This window comes from Nocardia abscessus NBRC 100374, from assembly GCF_000308455.1.
In the GTDB taxonomy this organism is placed as follows: Bacteria; Actinomycetota; Actinomycetes; order Mycobacteriales; family Mycobacteriaceae; genus Nocardia; species Nocardia abscessus.
Genome location: NZ_BAFP01000042.1, coordinates 24,716 through 50,961, shown reverse-complemented (window position 1 = coordinate 50,961; position 26,246 = coordinate 24,716). Strand labels below are relative to the sequence as shown.

Here is a 26,246-nt window from a genome sequence, read left to right as displayed (position 1 = left end):
AGCGTGACCGGCCCCGGGTAATCGCCGGGCTCGTCGAAGGTGGGATCGGTCAGCCACGTGCGGCCGGCGTAGCGGAACCGCAGCGTCGGGCCACCGACGTGCAGGACTTCCAGGGTGGTGCGTTCGATCGTGTCGCTCATGCCATTGATCTTGTGCGGCCCGCACGCCGATCGACAGTGGCCCGTGAGCCGCTGATCGTTAAGATCGGGCCATGCGCACCGTAGCCGTCTTCGCGTACGACGGGATCAGTCCATTCCATCTTTCGGTACCCAGCCTCGTCTTCGGGCGGATAGGGGTGGACGGGTCCGGGCCGTATCGAGTCGACGTGTGCGCCGAGCAACCTGGAAGCCTCGCCACGCCCGCCGGATTCGACATCGATGTCCGGCACGGCCTCGATACGCTGACCCGCGCCGACACGGTCGTGATCCCGAGCTGGCGAGCCGGCATGCCGCTGTCGGACGACCTGCGCGCCGCGCTGCACGCCGCCCACGCGGGCGGCGCGAGGATCGTCGGACTGTGCCTCGGCTCCTGGGCGGTGGCCGCCAGCGGGCTGGCCGACGGACGCGAGGTCACCACGCACTGGGCCGCCGCCGCCGAACTGGCCCGCGCGTTTCCCGCGGTCCGCGTCCGCGCCGACACGCTGTGGTCGGACTTGGGCGACGTGGTGACATCGGCCGGCGTGGCCGCGGCACTGGACTGCTGCCTGCACCTGGTCCGCGGCGATCTGGGCAGCAAAGCCGCCACCGAGCTGGCCAGGGCGCTGGTCACCGCACCGCACCGCAGCGGCTCACAGGCGCAGTACATCCCGGTCGCGGTACCCGACGCCGCGCAGGACGATCCGATCGAACGCGCCATGGTCTGGGCGCGGACCCATCTCGGCGACCCGATCGACCTGGACGGCTGGGCCAGGGTCGCGCTCATGTCGCGGCGCACCTTCACCCGCCGCTTCCGCGACCGCACCGGCAGCAGCCCGCAGCAGTGGTTGCTGCTGCAACGCACCGACCGGGCGCGGCTGTTACTCGAGTCCACCGCCGACAGCGTGGAACGCATCGCCGCCGACACCGGCTTCGGCACGGCGGTGAGTCTGCGCCACCACTTCCACCGCATTCTCGGCACCAGCCCGGCCGCCCATCGCACCAGCTTCCAGGGGCGCGGCTGAGCGGCCACCTCGCCTTCGCCCGGCCCGGCGCGGGCTGCGGACGCTCACCCGGCCCCGCCCGTTATGTTCATGAGCATGCGGATTCAGCTGGGCGAGCATGCGCCGGAGATCGATGAGAGCGCGTGGATCGCGCCGAACGCCACCGTGATCGGCCGGGTGCGACTCGGTGCCGAGGTCAGTATCTGGTACAGCGCGGTGCTGCGTGGCGACCTGGAGACGATCGAGGTCGGCGCGCGCAGCAATATCCAGGACGGCTGCGTGCTGCACGCCGACCCGGGCTTCCCGCTTGCCGTGGGAACCGGGGTGTCGGTGGGCCACAACGCGATCCTGCACGGGTGCACGATCGGCGACGACGTACTGGTCGGCATGGGCGCCACCATCCTCAACGGGGCCGTCGTCGGATCGGGCAGCTTGATCGCGGCCAACGCGCTCATCCCGGAAGGCGCGCAGATTCCGCCCGGCTCGCTCGTGGCGGGCGTGCCCGGCAAGGTGCGCCGGGAACTCCGCCCCGAGGAACAAGATCGCATTCGCCTGAATGCGACTGTCTACCTAGCAAATACAACTCAACATCGCACGGGAAATGCGGTGTGAAACAGAACACACTGATCAAGTGTCCAGCAGAAATCGCTGATAGCATTCAGCCAGCGTGCCCGGCGACCCGGGCTCTCCTGTCGACACGGTTGTCGTGCGACTTGTAGCGCAGTGGTGAACCCACCCGGGTCGGTGGGTGGGCGAGCGTGCAGGCAGGAGGTAACACGGTGTCGTACGTGCAGTCGGGCGTGCACCGGCCCATGGGCCGGATCAGCGTCGCCGACATCGCGGCCCAACCCGGCGGAGTCGAGGCACTCCAGCGCCGGGTTCATGAATTGCGTTCGCGCGGTGTGGATTTCGCCGCGAATGCGATCGAGAAGGAAATGGCCGAGCTGGATCTGCCGCGCCAATGACTTCGACGCCACGGTCACCGCGGTTCATGATGCCGCGGTGACCGTGGCGAGTCCGGCCGTGGTGTGCTGATCCAGCGCCATCAGCGCGGCCCGTACCCGCACCCGTTGCCAACCCCCGTCGAGACGGCGCAAGCGCACCGTTCCCTCGGTGCGATGCCGCGCCAGGTCGCGCGACATGGCCTGCGCGGTGACCAGATCGTCCGGATGGATCTGCGGTCTCGGCTGCCAGGGAAGGTCCTCCCAGGCGATCTCCGGCATGGGCGCGCCGATCCACCGGATCAGCCGCAACGAGCGCAGATTGACGATCGCGCGGTATTCGCCCGGCTCGGTGGCGGCCTCCAGCACGGCGTACTCCAGGATCGTCGGCGGCGGGGCCGCGGAGACCGCGGTGGCGGCGCCGATGTCCTGGGTCACGCCGCGCAGCAGCACGTGCCGCACGCCCGAGTCGTCCGGCTCGGCGACGATCCGGCAGGCGAAGTGGCCTGCCCGCAGAGCGTCGTCGTCGCGCCGGATGGTCCAGACCGCCTGGTGCTCGGTGCCCGGCGCCGAGTTGACGATCTTGGCCAGCGCCTCGCTCTCGTCACGGTTGGTGACCAGCCGGGTGAACGCGCCGGCGATGGCCAGTTCGGCGGCGCGGTCGCGCGGCGCGACGCCGTACAGGTCCAGCAGGTCGTCGCTACGCACCGAGCGGTTGGTCGTGAGATCGAAGTACCACGCGCCCATCGGGTCCGCGGCGACGACCGGCTCCTGCGCCGGGCCCACCCACAGCCGCACGGCATGCGCCTGCCGCGGCGCGATGAGCAGCGGCTCGGCCCGCACCGTGCGCCTGCCGTCGTCCGAGGCCCGCGCGACCGGCGCACCGGTGGCGCAGGCCTGCCGCAGCGCCACCCGCGCGTCGGCCAGCGACAGCGGGTTGCGCACGATATTGGTCAGCGGCACGAACGACTTCGGCGTGGACCCCACGGCGATCACTCGCCCAGGCGAACCCGAAAAACACTCGAGGAGAATCCACTTCGTCACCGCTCGCGCCTCGGCGTGCCGCCACGATGCAGTGCGGCGATCATCCACCATAACGTGAGATACGTTCGGCCAGTTGTCATTTCGTCATCCCCATCCGTGACCGCGTACCCTGCGCGCGGTCAGGAACGGAATACCATGTCCAGCACCTTCTCGTGGTACGACCCGGCGACTCTTGTGACCAGGTCCACAACGACAGCGTCCAGTCCCACCAGGACCTTGGCCTCGCCGCGCGCCGCCCCGCGCAGAATGGTCCGCGCCGCCGCGGCCGGACCGGTGCGCGCCACGTGCCCTTCGAATCGGCGCACCACCTGCGCCGCGTCGACACCCGGCGCGACACTCGCCGAGCGGGCGATCCCGGTGAGCACGCCGCCGGGATACACGCCGGTGACCCGCACGTTGCCGCCCGCCGCCCGCATCTCCTGGCGCAGCGAGTCGGTGAAGCCGCGCACCGCGAACTTCGCCGCGTTGTACGGCGCGTGCCGCGCCACCGCCACCAATCCGAAGGCCGAGGACATGTTCACGACATGCGCGCGCTCGGCGGCCAGCAGATGCGGCAGGAACGCCTTCGTTCCGTTCACCACACCCCAGAAATCGACGGCCATCACCTGTTCGAAGTCGCTGAACGGTGACTCCAGCACGCTGCCGACATGCAGTATGCCCGCGTTGTTGAACAGCGCCTCGACCCGCCCGAACCGCGCGACGGTCCGCTCCGCGTACCCGAACACGGCCGCGCGGTCGGTGACGTCCACCGTGCTCACCTCGGGCTCCCGGCCCGCGGCGGCGCACAACACGCCCGTCTCGGCGACGGCATCCGCCGACTTGTCCGACAGCGCCAGCCATGCCCCCGCACGAGCCAACGCCACGGCCAATTCCCGGCCGATACCCGAGCCCGCACCGGTGATCGCCACGACGCGATCCGCGAAATACCCCATGGCCCAACCCCTTTCCGCACCGGCCGATGGTGCGGCCGGACGCCATCCACAGGCTAGTCAGCCGAATCTGGACATGCGACCTATTGCCCGAGGACGGCGCGGTTGGGCAATGCCCGATCACGCTGTGCGGAACCGATGAAATAATGGACGTCCCGCCCGCACCCGTCGCGATGCCGCGTCTACCGGCCACGGGCCGGCCACCGCCGCCGAAACCACTGGAGATCCGATGCCAACCGTCTCACCCATACTGCAGCGCATTCTGGAGAAGCCGGTCGCCGACGGGGAAAAGCTCCTGGAAAGCGCGCTCTCGGCATTCCTCGACTTCGGCATCAAGCGGACCAGCATGGGCGAGATCGCCCGCCGCGCGGGAATCAGCCCGGCCACGCTGTACCGGCGCTACGAATCGAAGAACGACCTCGTCGAGGCGGTCAGCGTCCGGGAGGCGCAGCGCTTCGTCGCCGCCATCGACAAGCAGGTGCATGCCGTCTCCGGCACCGACGACCAGCTGGTCGAAATCTTCGTCGCGTTCATCCGCGCCATCGCGGGCAACGAACTGCTGCGCAGGCTGCTGCGCACCGAACCCGACCTGATCCTGCCCCGCCTCACCACCGAAGCCGGACCGATACTCGCCGTCGGCCGTGACTACCTGGCCGAGAAACTGCGCGGACTACGGGATGCCCGTGGCACGCACGACTTCGACGCCGATCTGGTCGCCGAGATCATGGCCCGGCTCGCCCTCTCGCTCGCCCTCACCCCCGACGGCCTGATCCCGGTCAGCGACCAGACCGCCGCGCGCGAGTTCGCCCGCCGCACCCTGCTGCCGATGGTCGGGGTCCGGGTCAGCGCGTAACCGCACGCCGAACGCGGCGGCCACCCGATCGTCCAGTTCCGCTTGCGCCGCCGGGTCCGGCGCCCGGCCCTGCACGAACTCGCGTACCAGGTCGATCACCTCCGCCGACCGGGCGGCCGCCGGATCGGGCACCGGCAGCCGCGACACGTACTGGGTGATCCAGCGCCGCCTGCCCGAGTACAACCGGTTGCCGCAGACCGCGTCGTAGAACCGCAGCCCGAGCGCCGAATTGGCTACGCCCATCAGCAGATACGCCAAGCGCGTCGCCTCGGCGGGCACATCCGACAGATCGGGCAGCGAGATCCAGTAGCAGTCGCCGTTGACCACCGCGCCCGAGCTGTCGAGCGCGAAACGCGGACGGTCGCTGATATCCGGGAACACCAGTTTCGGCTCGCGCCACAAGTGCGGACGCTGCGGAACCCAGATCTCGTACCAGGGGCGACCGCTCTCGACGACGTAGCGACGCCCCGCCAGCGTCTCCCGATGCGACAGCAGATACGCGGCGGCGCCGGGGAACTCGGCCAGATCTATCGGCGCCCGGCGCGAACGGGCCAGGTCGTAGGGATACAGCACCCGAACGTCGCGGACGCGGACAGCCCGCCACGGCGCGAGGTCGTGGTGGGTGATCAGGTCGAGCAGCAGTTCCGATTCCGGGCATGGTCGCGCTTCGGCCCAGCGGTCGGAGATGAACACGTGGTCGGCGGTCGTCTTGATGCCGACCCGGATACGTGCCAGATCACCGAAAGTGCGCCAGGTCGCCGCCGCTACCTTCGTCAACCAGGCATCGACCGCGTCGTGCGACATCCGCCACGCGACATCCGGTTCGTGGGACACGTCCCGGCGATTCGCTCGCTGCGCCTGCCCACCGCGTGTCGCCGCGCGGCCGGTCGAACTCTCGCCGCCCCGAGCTGCGGAATCAGCACTGGGCGTCGCCGTCACCAACTCGCCGACCTCCACGGCGAAGGTCCGGCCGTTGAACTCGACAATCGAGCCGTCCGGTTCGGCGAGCGCCTCGAAAAGCGTCTTCTCACCGGGTATCGCACCGCTGACCTGGTAGGCGGAGACATAGCGGCAGCCGTCGCCATAGCTCCCGCGCCGCGCGATGGTGATCGCAGGCAGGACAGCGGCGGTGAAGAGTTTGGTGTCACCCAGGTCGTACAGCTCGACCGGCGCCAGGTCGGTCAGCAGCAGCCGCCGGATGTTCGCGCCCGCCTTGGTGGTCAGGAAGCGGTTGGCGCACAGCAACCCCAGCACGCCTCCGTCGGCCAGCAACCGAGGCAGCGTCGCGACGAACGGATGGGTCAGGTCGATCCGGCCGCGCAGGCCGAAGCGCTTGCTCAGCAACTGCGCGGTCGATCCGCCCAGCTGCTGGGTGCGCACGTACGGCGGGTTGGTGATCACCGCGTCGAACGAGGCGTCCGGGAGCCGGGATTCGACCGCGAGGAAGTCGGCTCGGTGCCATCGCGCGGCGATGCCTTCCGCACCGGCGCGTTCGCGGGCGACCGCGAGCGCTCGGGCATCGAGGTCGTAGCCGGTCAGCACCAGCCGGGTGTCCGGGAATCGCGCCGCGACCTCGTGATGCACCGCGAGCAGCAACTCGCCGTCACCACAGGCCGGATCGAGCACGCGCAGCACGCCCGCGTCCGAGGGCGGGACATGGCGTAACAGCCGCTGTGCGAGAAACCGGGCCAGCACCGGGGGCGTGTAATGCCTGCCGTGCCGTTTGCGGTCCCGCGCGGCGGGGGCTTCGGACGCCATATCGGGATTCTGCCTCGTCCCGCCGCGCCGATTGCCGCAACGCGGACAACCGGATCACACGGCCGCGCGCGTCGCGCTCGACGCGCCCGTCCTCGGCGACCGCACGGCCGCCCGGCTTTCGCGTCGCAGTGTTCGATGCTAGCTTTGGTCTCGAAATAGGACTGACAAGGAGGCGGGGGAATGACAGTGACGACCGACGACTTCACGGCGCTGACACGGGTGCTCGACGAACGGTGGACCTGCAGGCAGTTCCGCTCGCAGCCCGTCGAGCGCGACACCATCCGCGCCCTCTTGCGGCTGGCTCAGCGGACCCCGTCGTGGTGCAACACCCAGCCGTGGCAGGTCGTGGTGACGGAGGGCGCGGGCACCGATCGCTTCCGGAAGGAGCTGGTCGAACACATCGTTACCGCCACGCCCGCACCGGATTTCGAGTTCCCCGGCCGATACACCGGGGTGTACCGCGACCGCAGGCGCGAATGCGGGAAGCAACTCTACGACAGCGTCGGCATCGTCAAAGGCGACCACGAGAAGACCATGCGACAGGCCGTGCGGAACTTCGAACTGTTCGACGCGCCGCACGTGGCGATCGTGACCAGCGAGGCGGATCTGGGCGTCTACGGGGCGGTCGACTGCGGCCTCTACATCGGCAGTTTCCTCTTGGGCGCACAAAGCCTCGGTCTCGGCGCGGCGCCGCAGGCCGCGTTGGCCTCGTACTCCCCCTTCATCCGGGAGTACTTCGGCATTCCGGAACATCGCAGGGTCGTGGCCGGGATCTCGTTCGGGTACCCGGACCTCGACCATCCCGTCAACGGCTTCCGCACCACCCGGGCCGAGCCCGAGGAAGTCGCCACCTGGTTCGCCGACTGATCCCCGCGCGACCTCGCCCAGCGGGGTCGCGCCCACACGGCATTCGCCGCTGCGACGATTTCTAGCGCGTGCTGTGCGCGGTCGCCTCGGCGCCGGTGACGTTCAGCAAGCCCGGTCCCGGCTCCGGGGTGACCTCGCGGGCGGTGAGTTCGCTTCCGCACGTATCGCATTCGAGCTTGACGTGCGCCTCGCCCGCGCACTCGCGGTGGCTGTAGCGCACCGGAGGCCCTTCGGGCGCCATGTAGGCATCGCCCCAATCACGAATGGCCAGCAGGATCGGATAGATGTCGTGGCCCTTGGGCGTGAGGCGGTATTCCTCGTGCGCACCCACGGCAGCCTTTTGCTTGACCAGGATGCCGTTGTCGATCAGCCGGTCCAACCGATCCTGCAACCTGCTGCGCGAGATGCCCAGCGTGCTCTGGAAAGCGTTGAACCGCCGGATGCCGGAGAAGCAAGACTTGAGGATGAGCAGAGTCCAGCGATCACCGAAGATCACGAGGGGGCGCGTGATCGAGCACGGCACGTCGGCCAGTTCTTCGTAGCGCACCTCCCGATGCTACCGACCACTCCCCCGAGCCCGCCCCGTGAAACCTCACGATCCCGTCCATCTCGGACGAGGACCCCCACCACCGAATCGACTCAGCACTCGACCGGGCGAAGCGGCGTCGGCGATCTGCGCTGCCCGGTGCCGGTCCGTTCCACGAGGGCCCGGAAACTCGAAGCGGGCCCCGGAAGTGCCGGGGCCCGCTTCGGTGGGTCGATCAGAGCGGAATGTTCTTGTGGTGGCTGGCGCGGGCCGGGGCCGCGGCCAGTGCCGCGGCGATGGTGCTGCGGGTCTTCGCCGGGTCGATGACCTGGTCGACGACACCGATCGCGATGGCGCGCTCCACGCCGCCCGCGATGCGCTCGTGTTCGGCGGTGAGCCGCTCGTGCAGCGCCTCGCGCTCCTCCTCCGGCGCGGCCGCGAGGGCCTTCTTGTGCAGGATGCCGACCGCGGCCTTGGCGCCCATGACGGCCACCTCGGAACCGGGCCACGCGTAGACGGCCGTCGCACCGAGCGAGCGGGCGTTCATCGCGATGTAGGCGCCCCCGTAGATCTTGCGGGTGACCAGCGTGACCCGCGGAACGCGCGCCTCGGCGAACGCGTGCAGCAGCTTCGCGCCGCGCCGCACCACGCCTTCCCACTCCTGGCCGACGCCGGGCAGGTAGCCGGGCACGTCGGTGACCACGATCAGCGGAATGCCGAACGCGTCGCACAGCCGCACGAAACGCGCCGCCTTCTCCGCGCTTTCGGAGTTCAGGCAGCCGCCGAGCCGGATCGGGTTGTTCGCCAGCACGCCGACGGTGCGGCCACCGAGACGACCCAGACCGGTGACGATGCTGCGGGCGTACAGCCCCTGCAGCTCCTCGAACGACGACTCGCCGTCCACGTTGTCGAGCAGCTCGTGGATGATCGGCTTGACGTCGTAGGCGCGCTTGGCCGATTCCGGCAGCAGGGCCTTCAGGTCCACGTCGCCGTGCTCGGCCGCGACCAGGTCGAACTCGCCCTGTTCGGCGAACATCGACACCAGCCGGCGTGCGCGGTGCAGCGCGTCGGCCTCGTCGTCGGCCACGATGTGGGTGACGCCGGACTTCTTGCCGTGCGTCGCAGGTCCGCCGAGGGTGGCCATGTCCACCTGCTCGCCGGTCACGCTGCGCACCACGTCCGGGCCGGTCACGAAGACGCGGCCTTCCGGAGCCATGATCACGATGTCGGTCAGCGCCGGGCCGTAGGCGGCGCCACCGGCGGCGAAGCCGAGCACCACGGAGATCTGCGGCACCAGGCCGGACGCGCGGACCATGGCCTCGAAGACCAGGCCGACCGCGTGCAGCGCCTCGACGCCCTCGGCCAGGCGAGCGCCGCCGGAGTGCCACAGGCCGACCACGGGGACGCCGGAGCCGATGGCGGTGTCGATGGCGTCGACGATGTGCTTGCATCCCTCCACGCCCATCGCGCCGCCCATCACGGTGGCGTCGGAGCAGTAGGCGACCGTGCGGACGCCGTCCACCTCGCCGATGGCGGCGAGCACGCCGGACTTGTCACGCGGATGGAGCGGAAGAATGGTCCCGGGATCGAAGAAGCGCTGGAGTCGACCCAACGGATCGCGCGGGTCGGTCGCCGTCTCTTGATGCAACGCGGGAGCGATGATTGTCATCGCGTGGTCTCCTCAACTCGATGAGTGTGCCGCTGCTGCGGCTGCGTATGGCGAACCGCGGCGGGGCCGAGCCAGTGTGAATGGCCGACCCCGCCGGGATCGTGTGCAGTCGATCGCGCGGCTATGCCCGACCGAAGGCGAGCGCCACATTGTGCCCACCGAATCCGAAGGAGTTGTTGATCGCGTACTCGATCTCCTGGCGGCGGGCTTCGCCCTTCACCACGTCGAGGTCGATCTCCGGATCCTGGTTCTCCAGGTTCAGCGTCGGCGGAACGATGCCGTCGCGGATGCTCATCACGGTCAGCACGGACTCCAGGGCGCCGACGGCGCCGATCGAGTGACCGAGCGCCGACTTGGGCGCGTACACCGAGGCATGGTTGCCCACGGCCTTGCTGATCGCGTTCGCCTCGGCGGTGTCGCCGATCGGCGTCGCCGTCGCGTGCGCGTTGATGTGCGTGATGTCCTTCTTGGTCAGACCCGCGGACTGCATCGCCCTGGTCATCGCCCGCGCGGCGCCGTCACCCGTGGGATCGGGCGCGACGAGGTGGAAGCCGTCGGAGGTGATGCCTGCGCCGAGCAGTCGCGCGTGGATGGTCGCGCCGCGGGCCTTGGCGTGCTCTTCGGTCTCGATGACCATGAGCGCGCCCGCTTCGCCGAAGACGAAGCCGTCGCGATCCTTGTCGAAGGGACGCGACGCGCCCTTCGGATCGTCGTTACGGGTGCTCATGGCGCGCATCATGGTGAACGCCGCGATCGGCACCGCGTCGATGAAGCCCTCGACGCCACCGGTGACGACGATGTCGGCGTCACCCATGACGATCATGCGCCAGGCATTGGCGATGGCCTCGGAGCCGGACGAGCATGCCGAGACCGGAGTGACCACTCCTGCCCTGGCCTTCAGTTCGAGACCGACAACGGCCGACGGGCCGTTCGGCATGACCATCTGCACAGCCAACGGCGAAATCTTGCGATAGCCGCCGTTCTTCAGCTTGTCCACGGAATCGATGAGGGCGTCGCCGCCCCCCAATCCGGTGCCGATGGCCACACCCAGCCGTTCCGGGTCGACTTCCGGGCTGCCTGCGTTCCGCCACACCTCGCGACCGAGGACGGTCGCGAGCTGCTCGACGTACGCCATGCGCCGGCATTCGACACGAGACAACAGAGTGTCGGGCCGGACCTTCAGGTGGCCGCCGATGCGGACCGGAAGGTCGTATTCCTCGACGAAGGAATCCTCGAGAACGTCTATGCCGCTCTCGCCGTTGAGGAGTCCCTTCCACGTCGCATCGACGTCACCCGCGATCGACGTGGTCGCCGCAAGGCTGGTTACGACGACGTTGGGGAAATTCCCGTTCAAGGTGGAAGGAGTGGTCACTGTTTCGGCCCTACTCGGCGTCGAACTTGGCCTTGAGCTCCGCGGCCGCGTCAGCGTTCTCGGCCTCGAGCTTCTGGATGTAGGCGACGGCGTCGCCGACCGTCTTCAGGCTGGCCAGATCCTCGTCGGGGATCTTCACGCCGTACTTGTCCTCGGTCTGAACCGCGATCTCGACCATGGACAGCGAGTCGATGTCCAGGTCATCGACGAAGGACTTCTCGATCGTCACTTCGGAGGGCTCGATACCGGTCACCTCTTCGATGATCTTGCCGAGTTCCTCGACGATTTGTTCCTGGGTCAGAGCGGCCACTTCGTGGCTCCCTTCTTGATACTTTGTAGGGCTCTACTGGTTTTTTTTCGGATCGAGCGCGGTAATAGTTACCGCCTCTCGGTCACGACCTCGCATCTGAATGCATGGTCGCGGAGGAAAGCTAGCCGGACACGGTCAGCTCAGCCAACGCGGGGAGGTCTTGCGGGGTCTTCAGGGCCAGCGTGGGCGTGCCCTTCAGCTCCCGCTTCGCGATACCGACGAGGGTGCCCGCCGGCGGCAGTTCCGCCACAGCCGAAACGCCGGCCTGCCGGACGGTTTCGGTGCACAGATCCCAGCGAACGGGCCGGGTGACCTGCGCGGCGAGTTTGTCGATCGCGTCCTGTCCGGACGTGACCGGCTCGCCGTCGAAGTTCGAGAGCAGGGTCCTGGTCGGCTCGTTCGGCGTGATCTTCGTTATGGCATCGGTCACAGCTTCCTGCGCCGGGGCCATGAACGCCGTATGGAACGCGCCCGCGACGGGCAGCGCGCGAACCCGGGCCTTCTCCGGGGGATTCGCGGCCAGCTCGGCGAGAGCGTCCAACCGGCCCGCGGCCACGATCTGGCCCACCGCGTTGCGGTTGGCCGGGACGAGGCCGAGTTCGGTGAGCCGTTCCAGCACGGCGGCTTCGTCGCCGCCGAGCACCGCGGACATACCGGTCGGCTCCAGTGCGCACGCCTTGGCCATCTCCGCTCCGCGGATGGCGGCCAGCCGGACCGCGTCGTCGGCGGAGATGACTCCGGCGACCGCGGCAGCGGCGAGTTCACCGACCGAGTGCCCGGCGACGATGGTATCGGCTGGAAGCGCGTCCTGCGAGATCTCCGCGAACGCGAGCAGCGCCGCGGCGACCACCAGCGGTTGGGTGACGGCGGTGTCGGTGATCTCCTCGGCCGTCGCGGTGGTGCCGAGACGGACCAGATCCAGGCCGGAGGCCTTGGACCACAGCGTGAGGCGCTCGTTCGCGCCGGGAAGGTCGAGCCAGGGCGCGAGCATGCCGGGTGTCTGGGAGCCCTGTCCAGGGGCGAACAACGCGATCACGCCTCTAAGAAAACACTGTGAGGCGGGCCGCACGAGATGTCGACGCGAATGAAGGTTCGGAAGCGCTTTTGTGGGGGTCCCACAAAAGTCCACGTGGGCTGTCCGAATCGACCGATTCGACGGATGCGTTACAGGCCCTCGTGACCGAGCGAGACCCGAGGGTCCTCTGGGGCAGAAGTTGACGATTCGTTACGGGTTCGTGTCAAACGACCTACTGTGGCGGCGATCCGGAGCACGTAGGCGTCCCGAGGATTCATCGGATCACGGCCCGTGATCTCGGCGATGCGCTTGAGCCGATACCGAACCGTATTTGGATGGACGTACAGCTGACGCGCACACGTCTCGACAGCTCCACCACAATCCAGATAGGCATCGAGGGTGTCCGCCAGCGACGACCCCGCCGCGGCCAACGGTAGGACAAGGTACTCGTTCAGCGCGTCGATCGCAGCTCGATCACCCAACAAAGCGCGTTCCGGCAACAATTCCGCCGCGTGCACCGGCCGCGGCGCCCCGCGCCAGCCCACCACGGCCTCCATTCCGGCCAGCGCTTCCACCGCACTCGCGTGGGCCGCGCCCAGGGTGCGGGTGGTCGGCCCGATCACGACCGGACCGTCGGAGAACACCTCGGCGAGCAGGTCGGCAAGGAACGGGGAGACATGCGAGGTCTCCCCCAGGTGCCCGGAGACGACCATCACCAGCCTGGCGCCCTGCACCACCGCGAGCGCGGCCCGCCCGTGCCGCGCCGCGATGGAATGCACCGATCCCACCGAGGAGACGCCCTGCTCACCGGGCGGGGTGCCCACCAGCACGGTCGCCGGTGCGGTGGCGTCCCAGTTCAGCGTGGCGGCCCGGGAGAGCATGTCCGGACCCGTGTCACCCCGCACCACGGCGTCGACGACGAGCGCCTCCAGCCGGGTGTCCCACGCGCCGCGCGACTCGGCGGCACTGGCGTACACCGAGGCGGCGGCGAACCCGAGCTCACGCCCGTACCGCAGCACCGCCTCGGTGAGGGCCACCAGCTGCCGGTCGTTGCGCGCGAGCGCGGGCAGCCACTGCTCGAAGAACTCCATGGCGACGCGGACCATGTCCACGGTCTGGCGCAGCGTCAACCGCCGCGCCAGGTCCTGCGGGATCACCTGGAAGGCATCCAGGCTGAACCGGATGTCACTGTCGGGGTCCTGCAGCCACTCCAGGAAGTTCACCACCGCGGTCTGCACCAGCATCTGCACGCCCGCCCGCTGCGCGGCGTCCAGATCGGCGAAGAACGGCAACCGATCCTGCATCGACCCCACCGCCTCGGTGGAGAGGCGGCCGGAGAACTGCTTCACCCGTTTGAGCAGCGTGTCCGGAAGGGGGTCGCGTGTTTGCCGGTTCGGGGAGAGCGCGCCCGTCGGCAGATACACCTCGTGCTCGGAAGAGCCCTCGGAGATCCGTCGCGGCCGCGGCGGTTTACGGTCCACCATCCAATATTCCGCTACGCGAGTTCTTCTTCGGCGCTTGCCGCGGGCTTCGGCGCGGCGTCGACGTCATCGATCCGGTACTTCGCCGCCGCCTCGACCGCCTTGGCGGGGTCGATCCCGCCCGTCCGGCCGAGACCGGCCAGCGCGGCCACCACGATGGACTGCGCGTCGACGTTGAACACCCGTCGCGCGGCCGGGCGGGTGTCGGAGAAACCGAAACCGTCCGTGCCGAGCGTGGTGAAATCGCCGGGAACCCACTTGCGGACCTGGTCGGGCACCGCGCGCATCCAGTCGGTCGCCGCGACGTACGGACCATCGACCCGCGACAGCGCCTCGGTGACGTACGGGACGCCGGGATCGGCGCCCGGGTTGCGCAGCGCGGCGATCTCCTTGTCGAGCGCCTCCTTGCGGAGCTCGCCCCACGAGGTCACCGACCACACGTCCGCCTGCACACCCCAGTCCTGCGCGAGCAGCGCCTGTGCGCGCAGGCCGTCCGGCACGGTGACGCCGGAGACCAGGATCTGGGCGCGCACCGCGCCCTCGCCCCCGCGCTTGTACAGGTAGATGCCCTTGAGCAGACCCGCGACGTCGAGGCCTTCCGGTTCGGCCGGCTGCGGGTACGGCTCGTTGTAGAGGGTGATGTAGTAGAAGACATCTTCGCCGCCGAACTCACCCGCGCTGCCGTGCGGATGGGTGCCGGGCAACGGAGCCGCGCCCTGCGGCGCGGTGCCGCCGCCGTACATCCGGCGCAGGCCGTCGCGCACGATGTGCGCGATCTCGAACGCGAATGCCGGGTCGTAGGTCACCACGGCCGGGTTGGTCGAGGCGAGCAGCAGGGAGTGCCCGTCGTTGTGCTGGAGGCCCTCACCGGTCAGCGTGGTGCGCCCGGCGGTCGCCCCGAGCACGAACCCGCGGGCGAGCTGGTCGGCCGCGGCCCATAGTCCGTCACCGGTGCGCTGGAAGCCGAACATCGAGTAGAAGATGTACAGCGGGATCATCGGCTCGCCGTGCGTGGCGTACGAGGTGCCCGCCGCGGTGAACGACGCCGTCGAGCCTGCCTCGTTGATGCCCTCGTGCAGGATCTGCCCGACGGCGCTCTCTTTGTAGGCAAGCATCAATTCCGCGTCGACCGATGTGTACAACTGGCCGTTGCGGTTGTAGATCTTCAACGAAGGGAACCAGGAGTCCATACCGAAGGTCCTGGCCTCGTCGGGGATGATCGGGACGATCCGCTTGCCGATCTCCTTGTCCCGCAGCAGCTCCTTCATCAGCCGCACCAGGGCCATCGTGGTAGCCACGTTCTGCTTGCCCGACCCCTTGCGCACCGACCGGTAGGCCTCGTCGCCGGGCAGCTTCAGCGGCTTGGCCGCGGCGCGCCGCTCGGGCAGGAACCCGCCGAGCGCCTTGCGCCGGTCGAGCATGTACTGCACCTCGCGGGCCTCCATACCGGGGTGGTAGTACGGCGGCAGATACGGATCCTTCTCGAGCTCCGCGTCGCTGATCGGAATCCGCTGCAGGTCGCGGAAGTCCTTGAGGTCCTGCAGGGTCAGCTTCTTCATCTGGTGCGTGGCGTTGCGGCCCTCGAAGTGCTTGCCGAGGGTGTAGCCCTTGATGGTCTTGGCCAGGATCACCGTCGGCTGGCCCTTGTGCGCCATCGCGGCCGCGTAGGCGGCGTACACCTTGCGGTAGTCGTGACCACCGCGCTTGAGGTTCCAGATCTCCTGGTCGGACAGGTCCTGCACCAGCGCCTTGGTCCGCGGGTCGCGGCCGAAGAAGTGGTCGCGCACGTAGGCGCCGTCATTGGCCTTGTAGGTCTGGTAGTCGCCGTCGGGGGTGCTGTTCATCAGGTTCACCAGCGCACCGTCGCGGTCGGCGCCGAGCAGCGCGTCCCACTCGCGGCCCCAGATCACCTTGATGACGTTCCAGCCCGCGCCGCGGAAGAACGACTCGAGCTCCTGGATGATCTTGCCGTTACCGCGCACCGGGCCGTCCAGGCGCTGCAGGTTGCAGTTGACGACGAAGGTCAGGTTGTCCAGACCTTCCATGGCCGCCACGTGCGCGAGACCGCGCGACTCCGGCTCGTCCATCTCGCCGTCGCCGAGGAACGCCCACACGTGCTGGTCGGAGGTGTCCTTGATGCCGCGGTCGTGCAGGTAGTGGTTGAACCGCGCCTGGTAGATGGCGTTCATCGGGCCCAGGCCCATGGACACCGTCGGGAACTCCCAGAAGTTGTTCAGCAGGCGCGGATGCGGGTAGGACGGCAGCCCGTGGCCGGGGCCGCCGTGGCTGTACTCCTGCCGGAACCCGTCGAGCTGATCGGGCGACAGCCTGCCTTCCAGGAACGCGCGGGCGTAGATGCCCGGCGAGGCGTGCCCCTGGATGAAGATCGAGTCGCCGCCGCCGGAGTGATCCTTGCCACGGAAGAAGTGGTTGAAGCCGACTTCGTACAGCGCCGCCGAGGACGCGTAGGTGGAGATGTGGCCGCCCACGCCGATCCCGGGCCGCTGGGCGCGATGCACCATGATCGCGGCGTTCCAGCGGATCCAGGCGCGGAAGCGCCGCTCCACCTCCTCGTCGCCGGGGAACCACGGCTCGTTCTCGGTGGGAATGGTGTTGACGTAGTCGGTGGAGGTCAGGGATGGGATGGCGACGCGACGTTCACCGGCCCGCTCCAGCAGACGGAGCATGAGGTAACGCGCACGGCCGGGACCTTCCCGGTCGAGCATTTCATCGAACGACTCGAGCCATTCGCTGGTTTCCTCCGGGTCGATGTCCGGTAGGTAGGACGCCACCCCTTCGCGGATCACCCGCACCCGCCCGCCCGGCTGCGGCGGGTGCGACCCGTTCGGATCGCGGCTCGCGGCGGGCGCGGGGGCGGGGTTGGTACCGGCGGATTTCGCCGGTGCGGCAGAGTGGATCAGGTCGGTCAAATCTGCTCCTCGTACAGGGGTGGACATGCTGATGGCGTCGGTATCCCCGGGCGGTTTCGCTGGTTGGCGGACCGCCCGTTTACGAAAGGTTCGGGCGCACCATCCATCCTTGCCGATGACGCGTCCCAAATCATCATGTCAGCCGTAAATCCAGTACCGTTCGACAGGCAAGGTGAGTCGAGCGTGGCAGCCCTGAGGAGCTGGAGGACGATGAAGCTGCTGAACCCACGGGGGTTCGGAATGGTGTGCGCCACCGGAGCCGTCGCCATCGGATTGGTCGTCGCGGGATGTGCCAACCGGGTTGACGGCGTGGCCGGTCCGAACGCGAGCGATCTGGCGGCGTACAAGACCGAGGCGGCGTCCTCGTCGGCGGCCGCGACCTCCTCCCGGCGCGCGGCGGCCGAGGCCAAGGCCATCGCCGACAACTGCGGCCAGTTTCCCGGCACCACCGGTGCGGGCGTCAGCAGGTACAACGAGTTCGTCGACGCGCACGATTCGAACGCGCCCGACTACGTCGCCAAGCGCGACTCGGCGGCGCAGACCCTCGAGGACGCCGCGAACAAGGTGGAGAGCGGCGTGAACTCCGCCAAGGACGCGCTACCCGCGGACCTGGCGGCCAAGCTCACAGAGTACGTGACCGCGGCCCGCGCACTCGCCGCCGAGACGCGCACGATGACCTACACCGCCCCGGTCGCGGCGCTCAACGACGCCAGCAGGCGGGTCAACGACGCGCGCAACGTCGTGCGCGACTCGTGTCCGAAACGCTGAGAAAGCCCTTGACACACCATCGCAACGCGACATTCCGTAGCTATTTCGCCGGATCGGCTTGCGCTGAAGCCCATAACCATGTTCGCTTGCAACTACCTACTGTCGGGAGTTGAGGAGGACACCACCGTGGTCGCCGCGGCGGACGCGCAGAACTACGCTCAGAAGCTTGGCATTACACACGGCTTGGTTGTCCAGGAATTGGGCTGGGACGAAGACGTCGACGACGAACTGAGGGCCGACGTCGAAGACGCGGTCGGCGGCGAACTCGTCGACGAGGACTCCGACGAGGTGATCGACGTTGTGCTGCTGTGGTGGCGCGACGGCGACGGTGACCTGGTGGACGCACTGATGGACGCGATCGGCCCGCTGGCCGACGACGGTTTCGTCTGGGTGCTCACCCCCAAGACCGGACAGCCCGGCCATGTCGAGCCGAGCGAAATCGCAGAATCCGCACCGACCGCCGGTCTGACTCAGACCTCGGCGATCAGTCTCGGCTCGTGGACGGGTAGCAGGCTGGTTCAGCCCAAGGCGCCCTCGAAGCAGCGCTGAGCCACCGCGCTATGGTTTCCACCAGGGTTGGTCTCGGAGGGCCGCCCGGTGGAAACCCGACACGATGGAGGATTCGCTATGCCGCTCGAGGTTGGCACTCTCGCGCCGGATTTCACGCTGAAAGACCAGAACAACCAGGAAGTGACCCTGTCGGACTTCCGCGGGAAGAAGAACGTCCTCATCGTGTTCTACCCGCTCGCGTTCACCGGGATCTGCCAGGGTGAGCTGTGCAAGGTCCGCGACGAGCTGCCCAAGTTCCAGAACGACAACGCGGAGATCATCGCGATCTCGGTCGGCCCGCCGCCCACCCACAAGATCTGGGCCGCCGAACAGGGCTACACCTTCCCGCTGCTGTCGGATTTCTGGCCGCACGGCGCGATCGCTCAGGCCTACGGCGTCTTCAACGAGAAGTCGGGCTACCCCAATCGCGGCACGTTCGTCGTCGACCGCGAGGGCTACATCCGCTTCGCCGAGATGAACGGCCCCGGCGAGCCCCGTGACCAGGCAGCTTGGGAGAAAGCGCTCGCCGCGCTAGATTCATAAGCCGCCGGTAACGGCACGGGCGTATAGCTCAGCGGTAGAGCACTGGTTTTACACACCAGCGGTCGGGGGTTCGATCCCCTCTGCGCCCACAGATTAGTCCAGCTAGGCGGACTGTCGACTCCCGTTCTTCCTGCCCACGCCAAATAATGGGGCAGACATGGGGCAGCCAGTCAGCATGGTGCTCCGATGCCCTGGCCGGTGGCCTTGATGTGCTTGGCAGACGCGAAGAGCCTCCCCACCGGTAACCCTCAGGCCCAGCCTCCACAATTCTGACCTTATTCAGGCCCAATAGTGTCGGCTTGCCCAATTGCTCGACCGAGCCCCGTAATGGCTGGTTCACAACGTCTGACCACCACCGCGAAGCGGCCAGAGTACGTAGCAACCTCATGAGGCGTGCGCGCCTGGACCCGCGCGACGGCGATCATCTGTCTTCGCAGTCGGGCGTACGGGCGCAGTTTGCTGCTCCGGTAGATAGGATCCCGACGTGCCGCAGACATCCGATGAAGTCCACTTCGCGACGGCAGCGCGACGCCATCACGACGACGCTGTCTACCTGCACGACGGCGGCCGACTGCCAAACGCCGACCATCACTTTGGGTTCGCCGTTGAGTGCGCCCTCAAGAGCATGCTGTTGCGGTCCAAGGCAGCGAGTATGGGCCCAAAACCCAATGGCAAGACTGGCAACAAGCCCTGGGTAGTCGGGTCTAATGGCCAGGCAAAAGAACTTGGCCACCTTCCGACCCTTTGGTCGGAAGCAATCCTGCAGGTCCACGGCCGCAGTGGAGGCAGACTGTCCGCTTTACTAACGGGTTCGGGCCCATTCAACACCTGGGATGTGGGTGAACGGTACCTCGATGGCACTGGTGTTGTCGTGAGCGATGTCAACGCCCGCAGAGCGGCATCGGCTCAGGTCTTGCTCTTACACCAGCAAGCAGTCCATACCGGAGTGATTCCGTGACCTTCTCGTCCCATCCTGTCCGCTTCGATGACGCCGGACCACGCGCTCTATCCCTCGCCCGGGAGGTAGCAGCGAGGGGCACCAACCTGCTTATAGTCCGAGACATTCTCGGTCGGCTCTCGCTCGTCCTGGATGATCGGATTAGCTCGGTTCCGGCCGACGAAGTCAGCGCGTGGCGTCGGCGCATGTCCACCGAACTAAACCGGTATGCCGCAGACCAGCCCGTTGTACTCGCCTCCGACCTGTTTATGGCCGAGACAATCCTCGATTCTCCGCGCGCCGTAGACGAAGTGACCGTCGTACCGGGGCCCGGCGAGGGGACTATCCGCCGTCTCGACAACACAGTGGTGGGTGAGGATTGGGCGCGAGTGAGAGATCCCTCATTTGGGGCCGACTCCCAGGTATCCCGTACTGCGTTGTATGGATTCAAGGGCGGGGTGGGACGTTCGACAGCTACGTTCATGTTGGCCAAACATCTTGTCAGTCGGGGCCACTGTGTCTTGGTCGTTGACTTGGATCTCGAATCGCCGGGTTCGGGTCCCATGCTGGTCAGCGAGGACAGAGTTCCCCAGTACGGGCTCGTCGACTACCTAGTCGAGTCAGCCCTCGGCAACGAAGACGGCCTAGACCTGGTCTCGCGGGCCTCGCACGTACTCCCAAGCGGCAACGGCGAACTTTGGGTTGCACCTGCTCGTGGCCGGGGCACCAACACCATGGACTACTCGTATATCGATAAGCTGAACCGCGTTTACACTGCGGCTCCAGGAGCCGACTTCGCCAGCCGGTTGGAGGGTGCCGTTCGTGCGTGCGAAGATGCAGTGGCGCGGCGCAGCAGAACGCCGGATGTCGTACTGCTCGACAGCCGTGCCGGCCTGCATGACCTCGCGGCCGTCACTGTCTCTCGTTTGTGTGATCTCGCTCTTCTCTTCGGCTCCGATAACCGCCAAACTTGGACCGGCTATCGCGACCTGTTTCAGGCATGGCAGGCCTCTGGCCAGGCTCAAGCGATACGCGAGAAGCTGCGCATGGTTGCCTCGATGGTGCCCGACGTAACCACACGAGCCGACTATCTGGAGTCATTCCGGGAGAACGCTTGGTCCTGCTTTTCCGTCCTCTACGATGATCTGCCGGACGGCGACGCGGCGGGCTTCAACCCGAGCCCTGAGGACGACGCCGCACCGCATTCGCCCATCCCGATACTCTTTACGGTCCAGCTCGTAGGCCTGGACGCAGCAGCCACACCTGGATGGGATGACCTCGAACTAGTGCAGGCCGCGTATCGTACTTTCCTACGCACCGCCAGTCTCTTGATCACCGAAGGACGAGGATGACAGCTCCTGAGCTCAGCGTCGAGAGTTACCGAGCACTGCTGAGCGCTGCGCTGCCACCCGCCCAGGACGCCGACACGGCTCAGCCATCTATCTCCAGTCTATTCACCCCAGACAGTCACCGTCTCGCTCTCGACGTCGATGCCACGGTAGTGCGGGGCGGACGTGGTGTCGGAAAAACCTTCTGGTATCGCTCTCTACTTAGGGAAGATCTGCGCAGGGTCGCAGCTACCGAGTACAACATCAAGAGACTCAACCACCTGACGGTCGCGGCAGGCTTCGGAGCGAGCCTGGCACCGGAGCGTTATCCGGGGTCAGGGGAACTACGCCAGCTCATCGACGCTGATACGAATGCATACGATCTGTGGAACGCGGTGCTGCTCGTGGCATTGGGGCAGCCCCAGCTCCTTAAAATTACCTCATGGAAGAATCGAATCGACTGGGTCCGCGACAATCCGAGCGAGAGAGACCACTGGGTTGCGCAGGCCGACCGACAGGCGCAGGCTAGCAATACGACGCAACTCATACTCTTCGACGCCTTAGAACACCTCCACTCCAACCGCCAGAAGGCAGACCGCTGGGTGGCCGGCATCTTGCAGTTGGCCCTGGAAATGCGCCTCAAGACTGAAAACATCAGGTTCAAGGTCTTTGTTCGCCATGACATGTTCGACAGCGCGCAGCAGAACTTCCCCGACGCGTCGAAGCTGACCTCGAACGCAGCCGACCTCAAATGGTCCACAACAAACCTCTACGGTTTGTTCTTCCATCAGCTGGGGAACGCCCCGGCTAGTGAGGCCGCCGCCTTCAGGGATCTTCACTCTGGTTGGACTGAGCCAACCGACAGCCGCTATCTTCCGCCAGCCGCTCTGCGTGCTGACTCAGCGGTGCAAAAAGACGCATTCAAAGCTGTGGCAGGCCCGTACATGGGTGCCAACTTCCGAAAAGGCATTACTTATACCTGGTTACCGAACCACCTCATGGACGGTGGCGAACAGGTCAGCCCGCGCAGCTTCCTGAGCGCCCTCTCCAAAGCAACCCAGGAGACGATCACCGAGTATGCCACTCACATGTACGCGATTCATCACGAAGGAATCCGCCGCGGCGTGCAGTTCGCGTCTCAGACCAGGGTGGCAGAAATTCGCGAGGACATGCCGTGGGTACGCACCGCGATTGAATCGCTCAGTGGCCAGCAGGTCCCGATTGAAGAGAGTTTGATTATCGACCGTTGGAATGCCGTCGATCTCACCGAGTCCCTAAGAAGCCAAGCGGATCGCCTCAGCTCGCCTGACGACGACTTGGCAGTCCGGACCGGACCTCGCTTCCCCGAGAACTACCCTCGGCTAATTAGGGAACTTGCCGATCTTGGCGTGATGCGGCGACGCAAAGATGGTCGGATCGACCTGCCAGACGTCTACCGGATCGCCTTCTCGATTGGACGCAAGGGCGGCGTGCCGAAAATGAACGCATAGAACCTTCCTCGCCCCCAGTTGGCCCGCCGGTGGCTCCTGGATTTCTCGCTGGTCGACTGCCGACCGGTACCTATTTCGGACCCTGGGAAATTGCTGGCGGACCCCCTACATGCTGCGACCGTCCGCCTGATTGGGCCGCAGTACACCAACGCGATTTCCGCTCGCCCATGAGCGCCCCGTCGGCGGCTTCTTCTCGGTGCTCAACGCACGGTTTTCGCCGCGCGCATCTCTGCTTGGTAGCGAGCGCGGGCAGGGTCGGAGATACGGGGCATCAGGAGTCCTTTCCGGCAGGGGGGATTTCGCAGCAGTCGCAGTCGTGCCCGGCCGGGCTGGTCTCACCGGCCTCGACCAGGGCGGCGGACGCCGGGCAGCAGGTGTCACCGCGCCAAGCATTCAGGCCTTCCTTCACCGCGATCACCGCGATCACCAAGGCGGCGATCGGGTCGGCCCACGACCATCCGAACAGAGTGTTCAGCAGCAACCCGACCAGCAGCACCGCCGACAAGTACGTGCACAGCAGGGTCTGCTTGGAATCCGCGACCGCCGAAGCCGATCCGAGTTCGCGTCCGGTGCGGCGCTGCGCCGCCGACAGCACCGGCATGATGACCAAACTCGCTGCGGCCAACCCGATCCCGATCGGCGAATGCCGTGCCTCCCCGATACCTACCAGAGCGCGGATCGAGTCGACGGTGACATACAGCGCCAGCGCGAAGAACGAGAACGCGATGATCCGCAGCGCGACCCTCTCCCGCGCCTCGGGATCGCGGCCGGCGAACTGCCACGCGACTGCCGCGGCGGAGGACACCTCGATCACCGAATCCAGCCCGAACCCGATCAACGCCGTCGAGGACACGCGCGCGCCTTCGGTCAGCGCGACGACGGCCTCGACCACGTTGTACGAGATGGTGCCCGCGACCAGCCAGCGGATCCGACGGGACAGCACCGCACGCCGCGCCACGCTCGCCGCGGTCACCTGCGACGGCAGCGAGGGCATCCCGAGCGATGCCATCAGCAGCACGCCTCTGCATCGGCGGCCGGGCAGCACGCCGGATCCACCGCCAGCACCAACCCGAGCAGATCCTCCAACGCTCGCCCGATGCGGGCATCGGCCAGCTCGTAGCGACTGCGTCGGCCCTCGGGCACCGCGACCACCAGCCCGCACCCGCGCAGGCACGCCAGATGGTTGGACAGGATCTGGCGCGACACCCCGATCCGCTCGGCCAAATCCGACGGATACGCCGAACCCGTACGCAGGTGCAACAGGATCTGCGTGCGGGTCGGATCCGACAGCGCGTGCCCGAAGCGAGCCAGCGCGTCACTGCGTAACGAGGTCTCCACACCGGAGACGTTACACGAAAATCTGTATTCAGAAAATAATGAATCCTCACGGTGTGGTGCCGCCCCTGTGATGCCCCGCTGGCGCTGCCCGATCTGGTCGCGGCGCTGCGCGACGTCCAAGCCCACTGGACGGAGTGGAAGCGCATCACTGCGAATGGGCACGCCGTCTACGGAGACGCGGCCCGCACGCTGATCAGCGTCGCACTCGATCGGTGAGCGGGCGGCAGGTAGGAACGGCGGCCATCACACCTAGTCCACCCTGATGGGCCTGCCGCCCTCAAAGGATCGGCTTTCGTAGATTTTGCTGACCTTGATCGGTTCTGCGGGATCTCTATATGTATGTGCTGCCGTCACTTTCAGGCGCGACGTTCGAGCAAGCCCGCCCAATTTCCAATCCCCTGAAAGGTACAGGGCCACCCTGTCTTCCAGCTCCTCTATAGGGCCCACATCGTGAGTATGCGTGTACAGGACGCCGAGGGGACACCCTGTGAAGGGCCAACCCATGCTTCCTGTGCAGATCCAACCATCGTGGGTGTTATCCGAATCTATATAGAGCTCCCAGTGGTGAACGCCGGGTATCCGCGGCACGTAATGCGCAGCAATCCAAATAACCAACTCATAGATCGTGGACGTGGCCGGAAACATCCAGCGTTGGGCGTGCGGGCGTGAATCGTCGCCAGCGTTCAGCGACTCACGATCGAGGGTCACTTCCACCCAATCCGACACGAACTGAATACTCCCAAAGGCCAACGACGACTCCGTACAGGCACGCCGCGCGGCGCCGACCGATTGCCTCGATCTCGACGACTACGACCGCCTGCACGGCGGTATCGGCCGTCGGCCTCCGATCAGCCGGTTTCCGCTTCGCGCCGACCGGTGCGAGTGCGATCGGAGTTCAGCCCGAATCGGTATCGTCGCGATATGCCCGCCCTGATCGCTCCTACTACGCGCCTGCACACCGCCTGGCTCGAGGCGCACGACGAGTGGGGTCCCGGCCGGCACGAGGACGGTTTCGGACTGCGGCCGGCCGACGAGGTCGACTCGCCGACCGGTTTTGCGGCCTGGGTGGCCCGGCTGGCTGACGAATCGGGTCAGGTGACAGACGGAGCAGACCGAGCGCGTTGCACCTACCGATGGATCGTCGAGGACGACCGAGTGCTGGGTGGGATCGCTCTGCGGCACGGGTTCGACGACTTCGTGCGGTGGGCAGGCCACATCGGCTATGGCATCCGACCCTCCGCGCGTCGGCGCGGACTGGCCACCTGGGCGCTGGGCCGGATGCTGGATGAGGCCGGGAAACTAGGAATCGACCGGGTGCTGATCGTCTGCGCGGCCGACAACATCGCCTCGGCGAAGACCATCGAGCGCCAAGGCGGCGTTCTCGAGCGCATCCTGGACACCGAGCTCGGTCCGGCACGGCGTTACTGGATCGACACCGCCGCGCGTGTGGCCGCCGATGGCCAGCGGCCCGACCACCACGGCCAGCCTGTCGTGTCCCCAGCTGGTGAGCACGTCGTGGATGCGGCCGCAGGAGATGACCGCTGATCCGATGGGCGACGGTGCCGTATCGGGCAAGCGACCCCCGTGAGCCGTCGCTGACCAGCCTTGCTGCGCCTGGCTGGCAACCGCGGGCGGAATTCCAGCCGTCCGCCCTCACCGCCAGACGTAAAATTATCGGCACAAGTCCACTCCTCGAGGAGGCTGGCGATGACCGACAGCCCACGATCGATCGCAGAAATCGACAAAGCGCTCCCACCGGGTGCGGAGGAGGAGCGATTCTCCGGCTACGGGGTGATGGGGATGCCCTTCGCCAGCGGCCACTACTTGGCACTGCGGCATTTCCCGGCCAGCTCCGTCGGTGCGGGGTACGACGCGGTGTGGCATCGAGACCCCGCGGGCAAGTGGGTGATCTACAGCAGTGTCTCCCCGGCGACCAGTTGCGCCCGCTATTTCGGCTCGGCGCTCGAAGACGCGCAATTGGCAGATATCTCGGTGACCTGGACGGGTCCCTCCGCGCTCACAGTTCAGGTGCGCGATCGGATCGAGTGGTATCTCGAGCTGGGACGATCGGCGGCGACCGTAGCGATGACGAGTCTCGGACGCATGATGCCTGCCGCTCTGTGGCGACGGCCTGCCGTCTTGTCCCTCATGTCGCGGGTCGCGGGCCCGGCGCTGGGCGTCGGGCGGGTGCGGCTGCGCGGCACTTCCCCGAACGGTCAATGGTTCCTGGCCAATCCCAGGATGCTGTGGACCGTCGAAAACAGCAGTGCCCGGATCGATGGCATCGACATCGGTCCTCCCGGGCCACTGGCCGAGCAGACCAAATTGGGTGATTTCTGGCTGCCGCAACGCGGAATGTTCGCCGTGGGCGAGTCCTATTTCGAGCAGTACGATCCGACGCGCCACCACCCCGTGACCGCCTCCTGACGGTCGCGCTCGCCTGCCGACCGCGAGCGAATG

General features: G+C 67.1%; 25 protein-coding genes, 1 tRNA gene and 1 pseudogene. 14 read left to right on the top strand and 13 right to left on the bottom strand.

Going from position 1 to position 26,246, the window contains the following annotated elements; all coding sequences use genetic code 11:
- Nucleotides 1-211: 211 nt before the first annotated feature.
- From ON19_RS09095 to ON19_RS09085, 3 genes are all read left to right on the top strand, one after another.
- A complete protein-coding gene (locus tag ON19_RS09095) occupies nt 212-1,159 on the top strand; it encodes a GlxA family transcriptional regulator (RefSeq protein ID WP_043688969.1) in 948 nt (315 codons plus the stop codon).
- A 75-nt stretch (nt 1,160-1,234) separates the two neighbouring features.
- Nucleotides 1,235-1,750, top strand: a complete 516-nt coding sequence (locus ON19_RS09090) for a gamma carbonic anhydrase family protein (protein WP_043688994.1) — start codon at nt 1,235-1,237, stop codon at nt 1,748-1,750.
- 167 nt (nt 1,751-1,917) lie between these two features.
- Entirely contained in the window at nt 1,918-2,103 is a 186-nt protein-coding gene (locus tag ON19_RS09085; RefSeq protein ID WP_043688967.1) for a hypothetical protein, read from the top strand.
- Between the two features lie 24 nt (nt 2,104-2,127).
- Here the strand turns inward: ON19_RS09085 and ON19_RS09080 are convergent, their stop codons facing one another.
- Nucleotides 2,128-3,174, bottom strand: a complete 1,047-nt coding sequence (locus tag ON19_RS09080) for a GAF domain-containing protein (RefSeq protein ID WP_051168674.1) — start codon at nt 3,172-3,174, stop codon at nt 2,128-2,130.
- 68 nt (nt 3,175-3,242) lie between these two features.
- On the bottom strand, nt 3,243-4,055 hold the full coding sequence (locus ON19_RS09075) for an SDR family NAD(P)-dependent oxidoreductase (RefSeq protein ID WP_043688963.1): 813 nt from the start codon (nt 4,053-4,055) through the stop codon (nt 3,243-3,245).
- Between the two features lie 226 nt (nt 4,056-4,281).
- Between ON19_RS09075 and ON19_RS40050 the strand changes: the two genes are divergently transcribed.
- Complete coding sequence (locus ON19_RS40050; protein WP_083899241.1) at nt 4,282-4,905, top strand: TetR/AcrR family transcriptional regulator; 624 nt, start codon at nt 4,282-4,284, stop codon at nt 4,903-4,905.
- Between the two features lie 1,143 nt (nt 4,906-6,048).
- Here ON19_RS40050 and ON19_RS44650 read toward each other — a convergent pair.
- A pseudogene (locus tag ON19_RS44650) lies at nt 6,049-6,663 on the bottom strand (Eco57I restriction-modification methylase domain-containing protein); the annotation flags it as partial.
- A 180-nt stretch (nt 6,664-6,843) separates the two neighbouring features.
- On the opposite strand from ON19_RS44650, the gene ON19_RS09060 reads away from it, so the two are divergent.
- Nucleotides 6,844-7,530 carry a nitroreductase gene (locus ON19_RS09060; RefSeq protein WP_043688960.1) on the top strand — a complete coding sequence of 229 codons (687 nt, stop codon included), beginning with the start codon at nt 6,844-6,846 and terminating at the stop codon, nt 7,528-7,530.
- Nucleotides 7,531-7,591: 61 nt separating this feature from the next.
- Here the strand turns inward: ON19_RS09060 and ON19_RS09055 are convergent, their stop codons facing one another.
- The 7 genes from ON19_RS09055 to aceE all read right to left on the bottom strand — a co-directional run bounded on the left by ON19_RS09055 (nt 7,592) and on the right by aceE (nt 16,716).
- Nucleotides 7,592-8,077, bottom strand: a complete 486-nt coding sequence (locus tag ON19_RS09055) for a winged helix-turn-helix transcriptional regulator (protein ID WP_043688959.1) — start codon at nt 8,075-8,077, stop codon at nt 7,592-7,594.
- Nucleotides 8,078-8,291: 214 nt separating this feature from the next.
- On the bottom strand, nt 8,292-9,725 hold the full coding sequence (locus tag ON19_RS09050) for an acyl-CoA carboxylase subunit beta (protein ID WP_043688958.1): 1,434 nt from the start codon (nt 9,723-9,725) through the stop codon (nt 8,292-8,294).
- Nucleotides 9,726-9,846: 121 nt separating this feature from the next.
- Nucleotides 9,847-11,097 carry a KasA/KasB family beta-ketoacyl-ACP synthase gene (locus ON19_RS09045; RefSeq protein WP_043688957.1) on the bottom strand — a complete coding sequence of 417 codons (1,251 nt, stop codon included), beginning with the start codon at nt 11,095-11,097 and terminating at the stop codon, nt 9,847-9,849.
- A 10-nt stretch (nt 11,098-11,107) separates the two neighbouring features.
- Nucleotides 11,108-11,407, bottom strand: a complete 300-nt coding sequence (gene acpM, locus ON19_RS09040; protein ID WP_014982996.1) for a meromycolate extension acyl carrier protein AcpM — start codon at nt 11,405-11,407, stop codon at nt 11,108-11,110.
- A 121-nt stretch (nt 11,408-11,528) separates the two neighbouring features.
- Nucleotides 11,529-12,443 carry an ACP S-malonyltransferase gene (locus ON19_RS09035; protein WP_043688956.1) on the bottom strand — a complete coding sequence of 305 codons (915 nt, stop codon included), beginning with the start codon at nt 12,441-12,443 and terminating at the stop codon, nt 11,529-11,531.
- Between the two features lie 128 nt (nt 12,444-12,571).
- Nucleotides 12,572-13,906 carry a PucR family transcriptional regulator gene (locus ON19_RS09030; RefSeq protein ID WP_051168673.1) on the bottom strand — a complete coding sequence of 445 codons (1,335 nt, stop codon included), beginning with the start codon at nt 13,904-13,906 and terminating at the stop codon, nt 12,572-12,574.
- Nucleotides 13,907-13,917: 11 nt separating this feature from the next.
- Nucleotides 13,918-16,716, bottom strand: coding sequence for a pyruvate dehydrogenase (acetyl-transferring), homodimeric type (gene aceE, locus ON19_RS09025; RefSeq protein ID WP_218006389.1), 2,799 nt, complete (start codon nt 16,714-16,716; stop codon nt 13,918-13,920).
- A 327-nt stretch (nt 16,717-17,043) separates the two neighbouring features.
- Between aceE and ON19_RS09020 the strand changes: the two genes are divergently transcribed.
- The 6 genes from ON19_RS09020 (at nt 17,044) to ON19_RS08995 (ending at nt 22,448) form a co-directional block, all read left to right on the top strand.
- Nucleotides 17,044-17,601, top strand: a complete 558-nt coding sequence (locus ON19_RS09020; RefSeq protein ID WP_043688952.1) for an Rv2240c family protein — start codon at nt 17,044-17,046, stop codon at nt 17,599-17,601.
- A gap of 126 nt (nt 17,602-17,727) precedes the next feature.
- Nucleotides 17,728-18,150, top strand: coding sequence for a DUF3052 domain-containing protein (locus ON19_RS09015; RefSeq protein ID WP_043688988.1), 423 nt, complete (start codon nt 17,728-17,730; stop codon nt 18,148-18,150).
- A gap of 78 nt (nt 18,151-18,228) precedes the next feature.
- On the top strand, nt 18,229-18,693 hold the full coding sequence (locus tag ON19_RS09010) for a peroxiredoxin (RefSeq protein ID WP_043688949.1): 465 nt from the start codon (nt 18,229-18,231) through the stop codon (nt 18,691-18,693).
- A 17-nt stretch (nt 18,694-18,710) separates the two neighbouring features.
- A tRNA-Val gene (locus ON19_RS09005) sits at nt 18,711-18,782 on the top strand.
- 1,054 nt (nt 18,783-19,836) lie between these two features.
- Nucleotides 19,837-20,982: a KGGVGR-motif variant AAA ATPase gene (locus tag ON19_RS09000; protein ID WP_218006388.1), complete on the top strand. Its 1,146-nt coding sequence runs from the start codon at nt 19,837-19,839 to the stop codon at nt 20,980-20,982.
- Nucleotides 20,979-22,448 carry a hypothetical protein gene (locus ON19_RS08995; RefSeq protein WP_043688944.1) on the top strand — a complete coding sequence of 490 codons (1,470 nt, stop codon included), beginning with the start codon at nt 20,979-20,981 and terminating at the stop codon, nt 22,446-22,448. The genes ON19_RS09000 and ON19_RS08995 overlap by 4 nt, the downstream gene beginning before the upstream one ends.
- 271 nt (nt 22,449-22,719) lie before the next feature.
- Here ON19_RS08995 and ON19_RS08990 read toward each other — a convergent pair whose 3' ends face one another.
- Together ON19_RS08990 and ON19_RS08985 are read right to left on the bottom strand one after the other, a co-directional pair.
- On the bottom strand, nt 22,720-23,457 hold the full coding sequence (locus ON19_RS08990; RefSeq protein WP_083899243.1) for a cation efflux transmembrane domain-containing protein: 738 nt from the start codon (nt 23,455-23,457) through the stop codon (nt 22,720-22,722).
- On the bottom strand, nt 23,457-23,786 hold the full coding sequence (locus ON19_RS08985) for an ArsR/SmtB family transcription factor (RefSeq protein ID WP_043688941.1): 330 nt from the start codon (nt 23,784-23,786) through the stop codon (nt 23,457-23,459). Before ON19_RS08985 ends, ON19_RS08990 begins: the two co-directional genes overlap by 1 nt.
- 51 nt (nt 23,787-23,837) lie before the next feature.
- On the opposite strand from ON19_RS08985, the gene ON19_RS41725 reads away from it, so the two are divergent.
- Nucleotides 23,838-24,002 carry a hypothetical protein gene (locus tag ON19_RS41725; protein WP_157229635.1) on the top strand — a complete coding sequence of 55 codons (165 nt, stop codon included), beginning with the start codon at nt 23,838-23,840 and terminating at the stop codon, nt 24,000-24,002.
- 33 nt (nt 24,003-24,035) lie between these two features.
- On the opposite strand, the gene ON19_RS41720 is transcribed toward ON19_RS41725, so the two are convergent.
- The gene (locus ON19_RS41720; RefSeq protein ID WP_157229634.1) at nt 24,036-24,512 is read right to left on the bottom strand and encodes a hypothetical protein; all 477 of its coding nucleotides are present in this window, start codon (nt 24,510-24,512) and stop codon (nt 24,036-24,038) included.
- Between the two features lie 195 nt (nt 24,513-24,707).
- Between ON19_RS41720 and ON19_RS08980 the strand changes: the two genes are divergently transcribed.
- A complete protein-coding gene (locus tag ON19_RS08980; protein WP_083899239.1) occupies nt 24,708-25,331 on the top strand; it encodes a GNAT family N-acetyltransferase in 624 nt (207 codons plus the stop codon).
- 162 nt (nt 25,332-25,493) lie between these two features.
- A complete protein-coding gene (locus tag ON19_RS08975) occupies nt 25,494-26,213 on the top strand; it encodes a hypothetical protein (RefSeq protein ID WP_043688939.1) in 720 nt (239 codons plus the stop codon).
- Nucleotides 26,214-26,246: the final 33 nt, after the last annotated feature.

Excerpts from the sequence above, each read along its gene's own strand:
- ON19_RS09095 (WP_043688969.1), top strand. The coding sequence starts at position 212 with ATGCGCACCGTAGCCGTCTTCGCGTACGACGGGATCAGTCCATTCCAT.
- ON19_RS09090 (WP_043688994.1), top strand. The coding sequence starts at position 1,235 with ATGCGGATTCAGCTGGGCGAGCATGCGCCGGAGATCGATGAGAGCGCG.
- ON19_RS09080 (WP_051168674.1), bottom strand. The coding sequence starts at position 3,174 with ATGGTGGATGATCGCCGCACTGCATCGTGGCGGCACGCCGAGGCGCGA.
- ON19_RS09075 (WP_043688963.1), bottom strand. The coding sequence starts at position 4,055 with ATGGGGTATTTCGCGGATCGCGTCGTGGCGATCACCGGTGCGGGCTCG.
- ON19_RS40050 (WP_083899241.1), top strand. The coding sequence starts at position 4,282 with ATGCCAACCGTCTCACCCATACTGCAGCGCATTCTGGAGAAGCCGGTC.
- ON19_RS09060 (WP_043688960.1), top strand. The coding sequence starts at position 6,844 with ATGACAGTGACGACCGACGACTTCACGGCGCTGACACGGGTGCTCGAC.
- ON19_RS09050 (WP_043688958.1), bottom strand. The coding sequence starts at position 9,725 with ATGACAATCATCGCTCCCGCGTTGCATCAAGAGACGGCGACCGACCCG.
- ON19_RS09030 (WP_051168673.1), bottom strand. The coding sequence starts at position 13,906 with ATGGTGGACCGTAAACCGCCGCGGCCGCGACGGATCTCCGAGGGCTCT.
- ON19_RS09020 (WP_043688952.1), top strand. The coding sequence starts at position 17,044 with ATGAAGCTGCTGAACCCACGGGGGTTCGGAATGGTGTGCGCCACCGGA.
- ON19_RS09010 (WP_043688949.1), top strand. The coding sequence starts at position 18,229 with ATGCCGCTCGAGGTTGGCACTCTCGCGCCGGATTTCACGCTGAAAGAC.
- ON19_RS09000 (WP_218006388.1), top strand. The coding sequence starts at position 19,837 with ATGTCCACCGAACTAAACCGGTATGCCGCAGACCAGCCCGTTGTACTC.
- ON19_RS08995 (WP_043688944.1), top strand. The coding sequence starts at position 20,979 with ATGACAGCTCCTGAGCTCAGCGTCGAGAGTTACCGAGCACTGCTGAGC.
- ON19_RS08990 (WP_083899243.1), bottom strand. The coding sequence starts at position 23,457 with ATGGCATCGCTCGGGATGCCCTCGCTGCCGTCGCAGGTGACCGCGGCG.
- ON19_RS08980 (WP_083899239.1), top strand. The coding sequence starts at position 24,708 with ATGCCCGCCCTGATCGCTCCTACTACGCGCCTGCACACCGCCTGGCTC.
- ON19_RS08975 (WP_043688939.1), top strand. The coding sequence starts at position 25,494 with ATGACCGACAGCCCACGATCGATCGCAGAAATCGACAAAGCGCTCCCA.